The organism is Bacillus cereus group sp. BfR-BA-01524 (assembly GCF_022662595.1).
GTDB classification, from domain to species: Bacteria; Bacillota; Bacilli; order Bacillales; family Bacillaceae_G; genus Bacillus_A; species Bacillus_A thuringiensis_S.
On record NZ_JAKUDW010000116.1, the window covers coordinates 1 to 16,042 of the forward strand.

A 16,042-nucleotide genomic window follows, 5' to 3' on the forward strand; every position below is an offset into this window, starting at 1 on the left:
CTTGACATATTATAGTGGTACATGTTGTATAATAACAATGGACTATTTTGCTCATCATAAAAAAGTGTAATTTAAAACATAAAATATGAGAGTGAAAAGAAAGAACGATGGAATTTTCTTTAAAAAGATTATATGATAGTAACTAAAGTAGTCTAGCTCACTTTCACCATTTATGAAGGGGGAAACGAGATGTCAATTGAAATTAAAACGAAGTACGGTCAAATTGATATTAGTACAGATGTAATTGCAACAATTGCTGGAGGTGCCGCGGTAGATTGCTACGGTATCGTAGGTATGGCATCAAAAAATCAGTTAAAAGATGGATTAACAGACATTTTACGAAAAGAAAACTTCACTAGAGGTGTTATTGTTCGTAAAGATGAAGATGAAGTACATATTGATATGTATATTATTGTGAGCTATGGTACGAAAATTTCAGAAGTGGCACATAATGTGCAGACGAAAGTGAAATATACATTAGATCAAACTGTAGGACTAGCAGTAGATTCTGTAAACATCTACGTACAAGGAGTTAAAGTAATAAACTTGTAATGTGCATTAAGGAGGAAAATCTGTGTCAATTCAAAAAATTGATGGAAAACGTTTATCACAAATGATCATGCAAGGAGCGAATAATTTAACAAATAATGTTCAGCTTGTTGATGCATTAAACGTATTTCCAGTTCCAGATGGCGATACCGGTACAAACATGAACTTATCTATGACTTCAGGTGCGCGTGAAGTGAAAGCAAATCCTTCACAGCATGCTGGTAAAGTCGGCGTAAGTTTAGCCAAAGGATTATTAATGGGAGCTCGTGGTAACTCTGGAGTTATTCTATCTCAGTTGTTCCGTGGTTTTTCTAAATCCATTGAACAAAAAGAAGAGTTAACAACAGTTGATTTTGCTGCAGCACTAGAAGCTGGAGTAGAGGCGGCTTATAAAGCGGTTATGAAACCGATTGAAGGAACGATTTTAACGGTTGCAAGAGAAACGGGTAAATATGCAGTAACAGTTGCGAAAAAACAGCGCGACTTTGTTTTGTTTATGGAAGACGTTGTGAAAGAAGCAAACGCATCGTTAAATCGTACGCCAGATTTATTACCTGTATTAAAACAAGTTGGCGTTGTAGATAGCGGTGGTAAAGGTCTTGTAGTGGTATACGAAGGATTTTTAGCTGACTTAAAAGGAGAAACGATTTCTTCTGATGCACCGACGCAAACATCTATGAATGAGATGGTACGCGCAGAACATCACCGTAGTGTACAAAGCCAATTGAGTACAGAAGATATTAAGTATGGATATTGTACGGAGTTCATGGTGAAATTAGAGGCTGAAAAGGTGAAAGAGCATAATTTCTCTGAACAAAAATTCCGTGAAGATATTAGTGTATATGGTGATTCTCTACTAGTTGTGTCTGATGATGAAATTGTAAAAGTTCATATCCACGCAGAATATCCTGGAGACGCTATGAACTACGGGCAAAAATACGGTAGTTTAATTAAGATTAAAGTAGAAAATATGCGTGAACAGCATACTGCTTTATTAGATGAACCTGCTATGGTTCCTGAACAACCAGCTCAATCGAAAGAAAAACAACCATATGGTATCGTAACTGTGGCAATGGGGTCTGGTATTAAAACTTTATTTGAGAGCATCGGTGCAACGAAAGTTATCGAAGGTGGTCAAACGATGAATCCAAGTACGGAGGATATCGTGAAGGCAATTGAAGAAGCAAATGCTGAAAAAATCATTATTTTACCGAATAACGGAAATATTGTAATGGCAGCAGAACAAGCGGCATCAGTTGTAGATCAAGAAGTTATTGTTGTTCGTTCGAAAACAGTTCCTCAAGGTATGGCAGCAATGTTAGCATTTAACCCAGTTGGAACGTTAGAAGAGAATGAAGAAAACATGCAAGAAGCTTTATCTCATGTGAAAACAGGTCAAATTACGTATGCTGTACGTGATACGGAAATTGATGGTGTAGCAATTCAAAAAGATGACTTCATGTGTATTGCAGATGGGAAAATTGTATCTACAAATGCTGAAAAAGTAGGAGCTGCGAAGCAATTACTAGAAGCGCTTATTGATGAAGATTCTGAAATCGTAACGATTCTACAAGGTGAAGATGCAACTGACGAAGAAGTAGCGGAGTTAGTTGAATTTGTAGAAGAGAAATTTGAAGATGCAGAAGTAGAAGTGCATGCTGGAAACCAACCAGTGTATTCTTTCATCTTCTCTGTAGAATAAGATAAGATTCGTTTTGAAAATAAATGGATTACTTACTTGCTAATGGATAAGAAGTAGTAATATGAAGTTTATTACTAGTTTTTATTCAAAAGGCTAGCATATTGAAGAGAGAAAAGAGCCTTGCTGCTAATAGTGAGGCTCTTTTTTACTTGTTTTATATAAGGGATTTGAGTAGTTTCTCTTAGAATGCCTATGATAGAATATATAAGGTGAAAGAGAGCGATTACAGATGCTAATTGATACTCAAATAGAATGCAATAAAGAAAATAATGTGACGGGGTGTGAGAATCTTGAATGATGTTGTACAAGTTCCTGTTACGGATGTAAAGGGGATCGGAGGAGAAACATCTGAATTACTACATGAGATGGGGATTTATACAGTTTCGCATCTATTAGAACATTTTCCGTACCGTTATGAAGATTATGCAATGAAAGATCTTGCTGAAGTAAAGCATGATGAACGTGTAACGGTTGAAGGGAAGGTTCATAGTGCTCCTTTGCTGCAATATTATGGTAAGAAGAAATCGCGTCTAACAGTTCGTGTTCTCGTCGGTCGTTATTTAATTACGGCGGTATGTTTTAATAGGCCTTACTATAAGCAAAAATTAACGTTAGATGAAACGGTAACGATTACTGGTAAATGGGATCAACATCGTCAAACAATTGCTGTATCAGAACTTCATTTTGGGCCAGTTGTACGTCAACAAGAAGTGGAGCCTGTTTACTCAGTAAAGGGGAAACTTACAGTAAAACAGATGCGTCGTTTTATTGCTCAAGCGTTAAAGGAATATGGAGATTCTATAGTCGAAGTGTTACCGGATGGTTTGTTAGGTCGATATAAATTATTACCAAGATATGAAGCACTTAGGGCCTTGCATTTTCCGGTAGGACAGGAGGATTTAAAGCAAGCGCGTCGCCGTTTTGTATATGAGGAATTTTTCTTGTTTCAGCTGAAAATGCAAACGCTGAGGAAAATGGAGAGGGAAAATTCAAAAGGGACGAAGAAAGAGATTTCGTCAGTAGAATTACAAGAATTTATCGATGCACTGCCGTTTCCGTTAACGGGTGCGCAGCGCCGAGTTGTAGATGAAATTTTAAAAGATATGACATCCCCTTATCGGATGAACCGACTATTACAAGGTGACGTTGGTTCTGGGAAAACAGTTGTTGCTGCGATTGGCCTTTATGCATCGAAATTAGCTCATTATCAAGGTGCTTTAATGGTTCCTACAGAAATTTTAGCTGAGCAACATTATCAATCGCTTGCTGAAACGTTTTCGCATTTTGGTATGAAAGTGGAACTGCTAACAAGTTCTGTTAAAGGTGCGAGACGCCGAGAAATTTTAGCGAAGTTAGAACAAGGAGAAATAGATATTCTTGTTGGAACGCACGCTTTAATTCAAGATGAAGTTATATTTCATAGGTTGGGTCTCGTTATTACAGATGAACAGCATCGATTTGGTGTAGCGCAGCGCCGAGTTTTACGGGAGAAAGGTGAAAGTCCAGATGTATTATTTATGACAGCGACACCAATTCCGCGTACGCTTGCAATTACTGCATTTGGAGAGATGGATGTTTCGATAATCGATGAGATGCCAGCAGGTAGAAAGGTGATTGAAACATACTGGGCAAAACATGATATGTTAGATCGCGTCCTCGGTTTTGTTGAGAAGGAAATAAAAAAAGGAAGACAGGCATACGTTATTTGTCCTCTAATTGAAGAATCTGAGAAACTTGATGTGCAAAATGCTATCGACTTACATAGTATGTTGACGCATCATTACCAAGGGAAATGCCAAGTTGGATTGATGCATGGGAGATTATCGTCTCAGGAAAAAGAAGAGATAATGGGACAGTTTAGTGAAAATAAAGTGCAAATTCTTGTATCGACAACAGTTGTTGAGGTGGGTGTGAACGTACCGAATGCGACTGTGATGGTTATTTATGATGCAGAACGTTTCGGTTTATCGCAGCTTCATCAGCTTAGAGGACGTGTCGGGCGTGGTAGTGAACAATCATATTGTTTATTAATAGCAGACCCTAAATCGGAAACAGGAAAAGAAAGAATGCGCATAATGACTGAAACAAATGATGGATTTGTATTGTCAGAAAAAGATTTAGAATTACGAGGTCCTGGAGATTTCTTTGGGAGTAAGCAAAGTGGCTTACCAGAATTTAAGGTTGCTGACATGGTACACGATTATCGAGCGTTAGAAACAGCAAGGCAAGATGCGGCGATACTAGTAGATTCAGAAGCGTTTTGGCACAATGATCAGTACGCTGCCTTGCGTACGTATCTTGATGGGACAGGTGTGTTCCAAGGAGAGAAGCTCGATTAAAGGGAGTCAACAAAAATTTTTGTTGCATTCTACTTTTAATGATTATATACTACTGTTAGTACCTAGTCATAAAAATGGATGGTGCGGTATGAAAAAAAGAAGAAGTAAAAAAGAAAGACAAGAGTTATTACAACAAACAATCGAATCAAATCCTTTTATTACGGATGAAGATTTAGCGGAAAAATTTCAAGTGAGTATACAAACAGTACGACTTGATCGCATGGAATTGTCTATTCCTGAATTAAGAGAGAGAATTAAACATGTAGCTACAAAGCAACATGAAGAAGATGTAAAATCTTTACCGCTAGAAGAGGTTGTTGGAGAAATTATTGACATTGAATTAGATAGACATGCAATCTCTATCTTTGAAGTGAAGGTAGAACATGTATTTAAAAGAAATCAAATTGCCCGTGGGCATCATCTGTTTGCGCAAGCAAACTCACTAGCTGTTGCGGTTATTGATGAAGAATTAGCTTTAACTGCAAAGTCTACCATTCGATACATTCGGCCTGTAAAATTAGGAGAGCGTGTTGTTGCAAAAGCGCGCGTTGAAGATGTAGAGAATGATAAGGGACGGACGGTTGTCAAAGTGCGTAGCTTCGTTGGAGAAGAACTTGTTTTTACAGGCACTTTTGAAATGTATCGATCTAGTAATTATAGTGAGGAAGGTAACAACTTATGAAAATCGCAATAGATGCAATGGGTGGAGATCACGCTCCAAAGGCTGTAGTATTAGGGGCAATGAAAGCTATTAAGGAATATTCTGATTTACATATTACGTTAGTAGGGAAAGAAGAGGAAATTCGTCAATGCTTAACGAGTGATGAACGAATTACTATTCTTCATACAGACGAAAAAATAGAATCGACGGAGGAACCAGTAAGAGCGGTTCGTCGAAAAAAGCAGGCTTCAATGGTACTTGCGGCACAGCAAGTAAAGGATGGAGAAGCAGACGCTTGTATATCCGCAGGTAGTACAGGAGCTTTAATGGCAGCTGGATTATTTGTTGTCGGTCGTATGGAAGGAATTGAACGACCAGCTTTATCACCTACAATGCCAACTGTTGATGGAAAAGGTTTTGTTATGTTAGATGTTGGAGCAAATGTTGATGCAAAACCAATTCATTTATATCAATATGCAGTAATGGGATCTGTTTACGCTGAGAAGGTAAGAGGAATTGAAAATCCTCGCGTTGGACTATTAAACGTTGGAACAGAGGATGGAAAAGGAAACGAGCTTTCAAAGCAAGTATTTGCAATGCTTAAGGATGCGCCAATTAATTTCGTTGGGAACGTTGAATCAAGAGATTTATTGCAAGGTGTAGCAGATGTTGTTGTATGTGATGGTTTTACAGGGAATGTAGCGTTGAAATCATTAGAGGGAACAGCACTTGCGCTATTCTCTATGTTGAAAGAACAACTAATGAGTTCGTTTACGAGTAAATTAGCAGCGGCAGTATTAAAGCCAAAACTTATGGTATTAAAAGATAAAATGGATTATTCGGAGTATGGGGGAGCTGCATTATTTGGATTGAAAGCACCTGTCATTAAGGCTCACGGTTCTTCTAATGACCAGTCGATATTTAGTGCGATTCGTCAAACGAGAGAAATGGTAGCGAAAGAAGTAATTCCTACGATTTCAAACGTAATGGAGAAAGAGCCACTCCAATAAGAGGAGGATTTGAAATGGGAAAAATAGCATTTCTTTTTCCGGGCCAAGGTTCACAGGCAGTTGGAATGGGTAAACAATTAGCAGAGAATAATAAAGAGGTTGCAAAAGTGTTTGCAAAAGCAGATGAGGTGTTGCAAGATTCACTTTCGGAAGTGATTTTTGAAGGGCCGCAGGAAAAGCTTACATTAACAACAAATGCGCAGCCTGCATTATTAACAACGAGTTTTGCTGTTTTGACAGCTTTAAAAGAGTATGACATTACACCTGACTTTGTCGCTGGTCATAGTTTAGGTGAATATAGCGCTCTTGTAGCGGCTGGTGCATTAACTTTTGAAGATGCTGTATATGCTGTAAGGAAACGCGGGGAATATATGGAAGAAGCTGTTCCAGGCGGGGAAGGTGCAATGGCGGCTATATTAGGTGCTGATCCACATATGCTGAAACAAGTTACAGAAGAAGTAACAAGTGAAGGATATGCAGTGCAAATCGCTAATATGAATAGTACGAAGCAACTTGTGATTTCTGGAACGAAGCAAGGAGTAGAGATTGCTTCTCAAAGAGCGAAAGAAAATGGTGCAAAGAGAGCAATTCCACTAAAAGTAAGTGGGCCATTCCATTCGTCACTTATGAAGCCGGCAGCTGAGAAGTTCCAAAGTGTTTTAAATGAAATTACAATTCATGACACGAATATTCCTGTTATTGCAAATGTTACGGCGGATGTTATTACAAGTGGTGCAGACATTCAAGAAAAGTTAATCGAACAGCTTTATTCGCCTGTATTATGGTACCCGTCTATTGAATGTATGGTGAGGCAGGGAGTAGATACATTTATTGAAATTGGACCTGGAAAAGTACTTGCTGGACTTATGAAGTCAATTGATTCATCAGTGAAAGCATATGCGATATACGATGAAGAGACATTAAAAGATACCATTTCAAATTTGAGAGGAGAAAACTGATGTTAAAAGGGAAGGTAGCATTAGTAACTGGTGCTTCACGTGGAATTGGTCGCGCGATTGCGATCGATTTAGCGAAACAAGGGGCAAATGTAGTAGTAAATTATGCTGGTAATGAACAAAAAGCAAATGAAGTAGTTGATGAAATTAAGAAATTAGGTTCGGATGCAATTGCAGTAAGAGCAGACGTTGCAAATGCTGATGATGTTACAAATATGGTGAAACAAACAGTAGATACATTTGGACAAGTTGATATTCTTGTAAATAATGCTGGTGTAACAAAAGATAATTTATTAATGCGTATGAAAGAAGAAGAATGGGATACAGTTATTAATACAAACTTAAAAGGTGTATTCTTATGTACGAAGGCAGTATCTCGTTATATGATGCGTCAACGTCATGGACGTATTGTTAATATCGCTTCTGTTGTCGGAGTAACAGGAAACCCAGGACAAGCGAATTATGTAGCTGCTAAAGCTGGTGTAATTGGATTAACAAAAACATCAGCGAAAGAATTAGCGAGCCGAAATATTACAGTGAATGCAATTGCTCCAGGGTTTATTGCGACTGATATGACGGATGTATTAGATGAAAATATAAAAGCTGAAATGTTAAAGTTAATTCCTGCAGCTCAGTTTGGTGAAGCACAAGATATCGCAAATACTGTAACATTTTTCGCTTCTGATCAAAGCAAATATATTACAGGACAAACGCTAAATGTTGATGGCGGAATGGTAATGTAATAAAAGAATCGATTTCAACTAGTTTTTTTGGACAATATTTAATATAATATTTGAGGGGAGGTGAATGGAATGGCAGATGTTTTAGAGCGTGTAACAAAAATCATCGTTGATCGTTTAGGTGTAGAAGAAACTGAAGTAGTACCAGCTGCGAGCTTTAAAGAAGATTTAGGCGCAGACTCCCTAGATGTAGTAGAACTTGTAATGCAATTGGAAGATGAATTCGAAATGGAAATTTCTGATGAAGATGCTGAAAAGATTGCTACTGTTGGTGATGCTGTGACTTACATAGAGAGTCATCTATAATGCTTAAGTGAAGTCCCGTTTTTTAGCGGGGCTTCTCGGCTTATATCTGGAGGGACCTATGCCGTACCGAAAACATAGAGAAAAAAAATACGAAACAAAATATCGTGAAGCATTTAAAGTATTTCAAGAAAAGATAGGTATTACGTTTACTGATGAAAAATTATTGATTCAAGCATTTACGCATTCATCGTATGTGAATGAGCATCGAAAAAAACCGCATGAAGATAATGAGCGTCTTGAATTCCTTGGAGATGCAGTATTGGAACTAACTGTATCGCAGTATCTGTTTCAAAAATATCCGACAATGAGCGAAGGAGAGTTAACAAAACTACGTGCAGCTATTGTATGTGAGCCATCTCTTGTTCGTTTTGCGAACGAATTGTCATTTGGTAGCCTAGTTTTATTAGGAAAAGGTGAAGAAATGACAGGTGGACGTGAACGACCAGCTTTATTAGCGGATGTCTTTGAAGCGTTTATTGGTGCCCTTTATCTTGATCAAGGGCTAGAAACAGTTTGGGAATTCTTAAAAGAAATTGTATATCCGAAAATTAATGAAGGTGCTTTTTCTCATGTGATGGATTATAAGAGTCAGTTGCAAGAATTGATTCAGCGTGATGGTAGTGGTAATGTTGAGTATCAAATTTTGCAAGAAAAAGGACCAGCTCACAATCGAGAATTTGTGTCACGTGTTACGTTAAATAACGTAGCTTTAGGTCTTGGTAGTGGTAAGTCGAAAAAAGAAGCAGAGCAACAAGCTGCTGCAGAAGCATTAAAAAAATTAAAAGAACAACTATAAGGAATCCCCCTTTGAATGAGGGGGATTCCTTATGCATAGAATGAAACTTTCTTTTTTTTGTAAATAAAAAGAAAGTAAATCCGTATAATAGCTTGTTTTTGTATAGAGAACATTTATAACGACGGAGAATAGGAGGAAGGCCTTTCGTGTTTTTAAAAAGATTAGAAATAGCAGGGTTTAAGTCTTTTGCTGAGCGTGTATCTGTTGACTTTGTCCCAGGTGTAACTTCTGTAGTAGGACCTAATGGAAGCGGGAAAAGTAATATTACTGATGCAATTCGCTGGGTACTTGGTGAACAATCTGCAAAATCATTACGTGGTGCAAAGATGGAGGATATTATTTTTGCAGGTAGTGATACGAGGAGAGCAGTTAATGTTGCTGAAGTAACAATAACTTTAAATAATGAAGATCAACGGTTACCAATTGAATACAATGAGGTGTGTGTAACACGTCGTGTATCTCGTTCAGGTGATAGTGATTTTTATATTAATAAACAATCATGTAGATTGAAAGATATTATCGATTTATTTATGGACTCTGGTATGGGAAGAGAAGCTTTTTCAATTATTAGCCAGGGGAAAGTGGAAGAGATTTTAAGTAGTAAGTCAGAAGAGCGTCGAGGTGTATTTGAAGAAGCGGCAGGTGTACTGAAATACAAACTTCGCAAAAAGAAAGCTGAAGGGAAATTAGCAGAAACACAAGAAAACTTAAATCGTGTACAAGATATAATTCATGAATTAAGTAGTCAAGTAGAACCTTTAGAAAGACAAGCTTCTATTGCGAAAGATTATCTCGAAAATAAAGAAGAATTAGAGAAAGTAGAAGCGGCGCTTATTGTCCATGAAATTGAAGAATTGCATGAGAAATGGGAAGCGCTTCGAAATCAGTTTGGGCATAATAAAAACGAAGAAGTTAAAATGTCAACGAATTTACAAAAAAGTGAAGAAGAGCTTGAGGAATTACGAGGACAATTACAAGCCGTAGATGAGTCTGTAGACTCGTTACAAGAAGTACTTCTTCTTTCTAGTAAAGAGCTAGAAAAACTAGAAGGGCAGCGTGAGTTGCTAAAAGAGAGAAAGCAAAATGCTACGACGCATTGTGCGCAACTTGAGCAGTTAATTGTTGAATTAACAGAGAAAGCTAAAAGTTATGATGGTGAAATTGAGTCAAGTACAGAAGCTTTAATGCAATTTGTGAATGAAGTAAAAGAGTTGGAGCAAAAATTGCATGATAATGAGCAATTGCTTGCTACTTTTGCTGACAATTTAGAGGAACAGATTGAGAATTTAAAAGGTGACTATATTGAACTTTTAAATCAACAAGCTAGTCATCGTAATGAATTATCTATGATCGAAGAACAATCTAAACAGCAAACGTCTAAAAACGAGCGTCTGGATGAAGAAAATGCGAAATATGTAGAAATGCGTATGGAAATTACAGCGAAAAAGACGAAACTTGTAGAAAGTTACGAACAAGTGAAAGAAAAAGTAGCTGGCATTATCTCGAACATACAGAAGACAGAGGCGGCGCTTGGGAAATGTAAGACGCAGTATAGTGAAAATGAAACAAAACTGTATCAAGCATATCAATTTGTGCAACAGGCACGTTCTCGAAAAGAAATGCTTGAAGAGATGCAAGAAGATTATTCTGGCTTCTATCAAGGTGTACGTGAAGTATTGAAAGCTAGAGAAAATAGGTTGCAAGGTATCGAGGGTGCTGTTGCGGAACTGTTAACGGTACCGAAAGAATATGAAGTTGCAATGGAAATCGCTCTAGGTGCAGCAATGCAGCATATTGTTGTACAAACAGAGGAACATGCTCGTAATGCGATTGCATTTTTAAAGCAAAATAAACATGGACGTGCAACGTTTTTACCGCAAGCTGTTATTAAAAGCAGATCGTTATCATTTGAGCAATTACGTATTGTAAATCAACACCCATCGTTTGTAGGTGTGGCGGCAGAACTTGTGCAGTACAACAATAAATATGAAAATGTAGTTTCAAATTTATTAGGAACTGTTATTGTTGCGAAAGATTTACGCGGAGCAAATGAGTTAGCGAAACAACTGCAATACCGTTATCGCATTGTAACAATCGATGGTGACGTAGTGAATCCTGGCGGTTCTATGACTGGTGGGGCGGTAAAACAAGCGAAATCTTCTTTATTAGGACGCCAACGTGAACTAGAAGAGTGGACTCGCAAGTTAACTGATATGGAAGAAAAAACAACGAAGTTAGAAAACTTTGTTAAAGCAGTAAAACAAGAGATTCAAGAAAAAGAAGTGAAAATACGCGAACTAAGGCAAACTGTAGAAGCAGAGCGTGTAGATGAGCAGAAATTAAGAGAAGAGATTAATCGTTTAGAATTAGAAGAACATCGTATTAATGACCGCTTATCTATTTATGATTTAGAGATTGAAGGGTTTTTACAAGATCGAGTAAAAATACAAGGGCGTAAAGAGGAGTTAGAAGGGATTTTAACGAATCTTCAAGCTGATATCACTGAGTTAGATAGTAAAATTGTAGCTTTAACAAAACAAAAAAGTGAGCAACATTCTTCGAAAGAAAAAGTTCAAAAAGAAATGACTGAGTTAAAAGTACTGGTAGCTGAAAAGCAACAACGCTTATCTAATCAAAAAGAAAAAGTTGAACGATTGACGAAGGAAAAAGAAGAAACGGATGCGACACTTGTAAAAACGAAAGAGGATTTAGCGTTCTTAAAACAAGAAATGACATCTAATTCAAGTGGTGAAGAGCAAATTACGAATATGATTGAGAAGAAAGCGTATGATCGTAATCAAACTTCAGAGTTAATTCGCTCTCGTCGTGAACAACGTATATCGTTGCAAGAGAGAGTAGAACATTTAGAACGCGATTTGAAAGAAACGACAGGTAAACATAAATATATTCTTGAAATGTTGAAAGATCAAGAAGTGAAAATAAACCGACTTGATGTCGAGTTGGAAAATAGATTACAACATTTGCGTGAAACATATACGATTTCATTTGAAGCAGCAAAACTAAAATATACAATGACAATGCCTGCAGAAGATGCACGTAAGAAAGTAAAATTAATTAAATTATCCATAGAAGAGTTAGGTACAGTGAACCTAGGGGCAATTGATGAATATGAACGTGTAGCGGAGCGTCATACATTCTTACTAGAGCAGAGAGACGACCTAGAAGAAGCGAAAACGACATTGCACCAGCTTATTACCGAAATGGATGAAGAAATGAAAAAACGCTTTTCTACTACGTTTGAAGGCATTCGAATGGAATTTCAATCGGTATTCTCTGAATTATTTGGAGGCGGTAGAGCGGATTTAGTAATGACCAATCCAGAGGATTTACTAAATACGGGTATTGATATTGTAGCGCAACCGCCAGGGAAGAAATTGCAGAACTTAGGTTTACTTTCAGGTGGAGAGCGTGCTTTAACGGCAATTGCGCTTTTATTTGGTATTTTAAAAGTGCGCCCAGTACCGTTCTGTGTACTAGATGAGGTAGAGGCGGCCCTTGATGAGGCGAATGTAGCTCGTTTTGCACAGTATTTAAAGAAATTCAGTGATGAGACGCAGTTTATTGTAATTACACATAGAAAAGGTACAATGGAAGAGTCTGATGTGTTGTACGGTGTAACAATGCAAGAATCAGGGGTATCTAAACTTGTTTCGGTTCGTTTAGATGACGGGGAAGAACTTATTACAAGTGAATAGAAAGGACGGGAAAGTATGAGTTTTTTTAAAAAACTAAAAGAAAAAATTTCAAAACAAACGGATACAGTTACTGAGAAATTTAAACAAGGATTAGAAAAAACGAGAAATTCATTTGCGGATAAAGTGAATGATTTAGTGTATCGTTACCGTAAAGTGGATGAAGATTTCTTCGAAGAGCTAGAAGAAATCTTAATCGGTGCAGATGTCGGAGTTGCGACGGTAATGGAATTAATTGATCAATTGAAAGAAGAAGTGCAACGCCGTAACATTCAAGATCCAAAAGAAGTACAAGCTGTTATTTCAGAAAAGTTAGTAGGAATTTACAAAGGCGACAGCGATTTTAGTAACGAAATTAATATGCAAGAGGACCAATTAACGGTTGTTTTATTTGTTGGTGTTAACGGTGTAGGAAAAACGACGACAATTGGTAAACTGGCACATAAGTTTAAATCAGAAGGTAAGTCTGTCCTATTAGCGGCAGGAGACACATTCCGTGCTGGAGCGATTGAACAATTAGAAGTATGGGGCGATCGCGTTGGTGTAGAAGTAATTAAACAAGGATCTGGCTCTGATCCAGCGGCGGTTATGTATGACGCTGTACAAGCTGCGAAAGCACGTAAGGTAGACGTATTACTATGTGACACAGCAGGACGCTTGCAAAATAAAGTCAACTTAATGAAAGAGTTAGAGAAGGTGAAGCGCGTAATTGAGCGTGAAGTACCAGGTGCTCCTCATGAAGTATTGCTTGTTATTGATGCAACAACAGGACAAAACGGTTTAAGCCAAGCGAAAACATTCCGCGAGGCGACGAATGTTACTGGTATTGTTTTAACGAAGTTAGATGGAACTGCTAAAGGTGGTATTGTATTAGCGATTCGTAACGAAATGGATGTACCGGTGAAGTTTGTTGGATTAGGAGAGCAAATGGATGACTTGCAGCAGTTTGATCCAGAACAATATGTGTATGGTTTATTTGCGAACTTAGTAGAAACAGAAGAAGTATAAGCGAAAGAAGCGGTATTTCCGCTTCTTTTTCTATAAAAATATATGATGTTAAGAAAAAAACTTGACACTCTTTTGTACTCCATGTAAACTAATTCATGTAAAGGGAAATCACTTAACAAAGGATGATCCAACATGCTCGAAAAAACAACGAGAATGAACTATTTATTTGATTTTTATCAATCGTTGTTAACGCAAAAACAAAGAAGTTATATGTCGCTTTATTATCTAGATGATTTATCTCTTGGTGAAATTGCGGAAGAATTTGATGTAAGTCGCCAAGCCGTGTATGATAACATTAAACGGACTGAAGCGATGCTTGAAGAATATGAAGATAAATTAGTATTACTTCAAAAGTTTCAAGAGCGACAGCGACTTGTTGCAAAGCTAAAACAGCTAATCAGCGAAGAAGAGCATGTGAATGAAGAAATGAAACAAGTTGTTGAAGCTATCGAAAAATTAGATTAGGAGGGCGGCAATATGGCATTTGAAGGATTAGCCGACCGACTTCAACAGACAATGCAAAAAATCCGCGGCAAAGGAAAAGTTTCTGAAGCCGATGTGAAAGAAATGATGAGAGAAGTTCGTCTGGCTCTTTTAGAAGCAGATGTTAACTTTAAAGTAGTAAAAGATTTTATAAAGCGTGTGTCTGAGCGTGCTGTCGGACAAGATGTAATGAAAAGTTTGACACCTGGACAACAAGTAATTAAAATCGTACAGGAAGAACTTACAGAACTTATGGGCGGAGAGCAAAGCAAAATTGCTGTTGCTAATAAGCCACCGACTGTTATTATGATGGTTGGTCTGCAAGGTGCGGGTAAAACGACGACGACAGGTAAGCTTGCGAATTTGCTTCGTAAAAAGCATAATCGTAAACCGATGCTTGTTGCAGCGGATATTTACCGTCCAGCAGCAATTAAACAGCTTGAAACATTAGGGAAGCAATTGGACATGCCTGTATTTTCTTTAGGAGATCAAGTAAGTCCTGTTGAAATTGCGAAACAAGCGATTGCAAAAGCAAAAGAAGATCATCACGATTATGTTTTAATCGATACAGCGGGTCGCCTGCATATTGATGAAGAACTAATGGATGAATTAGCGAAAGTTAAAGAAGTTGCGAAACCGGATGAAATTTTCCTTGTTGTCGATGCGATGACGGGACAAGACGCGGTAAATGTTGCGCAAAGTTTCCATGAACAGTTAGGTTTAACAGGTGTTGTATTAACGAAATTAGATGGTGATACGCGCGGTGGTGCTGCATTATCTATTAAGGCTGTAACAAACACACCGATTAAATTTGCTGGTATGGGTGAAAAACTAGATGCAATTGAAGCGTTCCATCCAGAGCGTATGGCATCCCGTATTTTAGGGATGGGCGATGTCTTAACATTAATTGAAAAAGCGCAAGCTACAGTTGATGAAGAGAAAGCGAAAGAACTTGAGCAAAAAATGCGTACGCTTTCGTTTACGCTTGACGATTTCCTAGAACAACTTGGACAAGTGCGTCAACTTGGGCCGCTTGATGAATTGTTAGGAATGCTTCCTGGTGCAAATAAAATTAAAGGGCTGAAAAATGCGCAAGTTGATGAAAAACAAATTGGGCATATTGAGGCAATTATTCGTTCTATGACTAAATTAGAACGAGAACAACCGGAAATAATCAATGCTAGTCGCAAAAAGCGCATTGCCAAAGGTAGCGGTACAACTGTACAAGAAATCAATCGTCTAATCAAACAATTCGATGACATGAAAAAAATGATGAAGACGATGACGGGAATGCAAAAAGGCAAGAAAAAAGGACTAGGTGGATTGAAGTTTCCATTCATGTAAGGAAAAAAGATGGCTCTGTTAAGAAAAAATACTTTACAAAGCAATAGTCTTTTTGCTAATATAATTATCTGTGTGAAATAAATTCGGAGGTGCTTTATAAATGGCAGTTAAAATTCGTTTAAAACGTATGGGAGCTAAAAAAACTCCTTTCTATCGTGTAGTTGTTGCAGATTCTCGTTCTCCTCGTGACGGACGTTTCATTGAGGAAATTGGAACTTACAATCCAGTTGCTCAACCAGCTGAAGTTAAGATCAACGAAGAAGCAGCATTAAAATGGTTAGGAAATGGTGCTAAACCATCTGATACAGTTCGTAACTTATTCTCTAACCAAGGTATCATGGAGAAATTCCACTTATCTAAACAAGGTAAGTAATTGAGGCAATGACTATGAAGAAGTTAGTCGAGACGATTGTCAAGCCTCTTGTCGATCATCCT

Annotated in this window: 14 protein-coding genes; all 14 read left to right on the top strand. The window is 37.7% G+C overall.

Annotation, left to right across the window (positions count from 1 at the left end):
• Positions 1-189 precede the first annotated feature (189 nt).
• The 14 genes from MR170_RS26475 to rpsP all read left to right on the top strand — a co-directional run bounded on the left by MR170_RS26475 (position 190) and on the right by rpsP (position 15,980).
• Positions 190-552 carry an Asp23/Gls24 family envelope stress response protein gene (locus tag MR170_RS26475; protein WP_000021109.1) on the top strand — a complete coding sequence of 121 codons (363 nt, stop codon included), beginning with the start codon at positions 190-192 and terminating at the stop codon, positions 550-552.
• Between the two features lie 22 nt (positions 553-574).
• A complete protein-coding gene (locus tag MR170_RS26480) occupies positions 575-2,251 on the top strand; it encodes a DAK2 domain-containing protein (RefSeq protein ID WP_242309995.1) in 1,677 nt (558 codons plus the stop codon).
• Positions 2,252-2,541: 290 nt separating this feature from the next.
• Entirely contained in the window at positions 2,542-4,590 is a 2,049-nt protein-coding gene (gene recG / locus MR170_RS26485; RefSeq protein ID WP_029443119.1) for an ATP-dependent DNA helicase RecG, read from the top strand.
• An 88-nt stretch (positions 4,591-4,678) separates the two neighbouring features.
• Positions 4,679-5,272, top strand: coding sequence for a transcription factor FapR (gene fapR / locus MR170_RS26490; RefSeq protein ID WP_000747349.1), 594 nt, complete (start codon positions 4,679-4,681; stop codon positions 5,270-5,272).
• A complete protein-coding gene (gene plsX / locus MR170_RS26495) occupies positions 5,269-6,261 on the top strand; it encodes a phosphate acyltransferase PlsX (RefSeq protein WP_242309999.1) in 993 nt (330 codons plus the stop codon). The genes fapR and plsX overlap by 4 nt, the downstream gene beginning before the upstream one ends.
• Positions 6,262-6,275: 14 nt before the next feature.
• Positions 6,276-7,220, top strand: a complete 945-nt coding sequence (gene fabD / locus MR170_RS26500) for an ACP S-malonyltransferase (protein WP_242310002.1) — start codon at positions 6,276-6,278, stop codon at positions 7,218-7,220.
• Positions 7,220-7,960, top strand: coding sequence for a 3-oxoacyl-[acyl-carrier-protein] reductase (fabG, locus tag MR170_RS26505; RefSeq protein WP_016080521.1), 741 nt, complete (start codon positions 7,220-7,222; stop codon positions 7,958-7,960). Before fabD ends, fabG begins: the two co-directional genes overlap by 1 nt.
• Before the next feature lie 69 nt (positions 7,961-8,029).
• Entirely contained in the window at positions 8,030-8,263 is a 234-nt protein-coding gene (gene acpP, locus MR170_RS26510) for an acyl carrier protein (RefSeq protein ID WP_000786062.1), read from the top strand.
• A gap of 58 nt (positions 8,264-8,321) precedes the next feature.
• The gene (gene rncS / locus MR170_RS26515; RefSeq protein WP_016080522.1) at positions 8,322-9,059 is read left to right on the top strand and encodes a ribonuclease III; all 738 of its coding nucleotides are present in this window, start codon (positions 8,322-8,324) and stop codon (positions 9,057-9,059) included.
• 146 nt (positions 9,060-9,205) lie between these two features.
• Positions 9,206-12,775: a chromosome segregation protein SMC gene (gene smc, locus MR170_RS26520; protein ID WP_242310005.1), complete on the top strand. Its 3,570-nt coding sequence runs from the start codon at positions 9,206-9,208 to the stop codon at positions 12,773-12,775.
• Positions 12,776-12,790: 15 nt separating this feature from the next.
• Entirely contained in the window at positions 12,791-13,780 is a 990-nt protein-coding gene (ftsY, locus tag MR170_RS26525) for a signal recognition particle-docking protein FtsY (protein ID WP_000007655.1), read from the top strand.
• A 132-nt stretch (positions 13,781-13,912) separates the two neighbouring features.
• Complete coding sequence (locus tag MR170_RS26530) at positions 13,913-14,245, top strand: putative DNA-binding protein (protein WP_000891061.1); 333 nt, start codon at positions 13,913-13,915, stop codon at positions 14,243-14,245.
• 12 nt (positions 14,246-14,257) lie between these two features.
• Complete coding sequence (gene ffh / locus MR170_RS26535) at positions 14,258-15,607, top strand: signal recognition particle protein (RefSeq protein ID WP_002173106.1); 1,350 nt, start codon at positions 14,258-14,260, stop codon at positions 15,605-15,607.
• A 100-nt stretch (positions 15,608-15,707) separates the two neighbouring features.
• Positions 15,708-15,980, top strand: a complete 273-nt coding sequence (gene rpsP, locus MR170_RS26540) for a 30S ribosomal protein S16 (protein WP_000268750.1) — start codon at positions 15,708-15,710, stop codon at positions 15,978-15,980.
• Positions 15,981-16,042 lie beyond the last annotated feature (62 nt).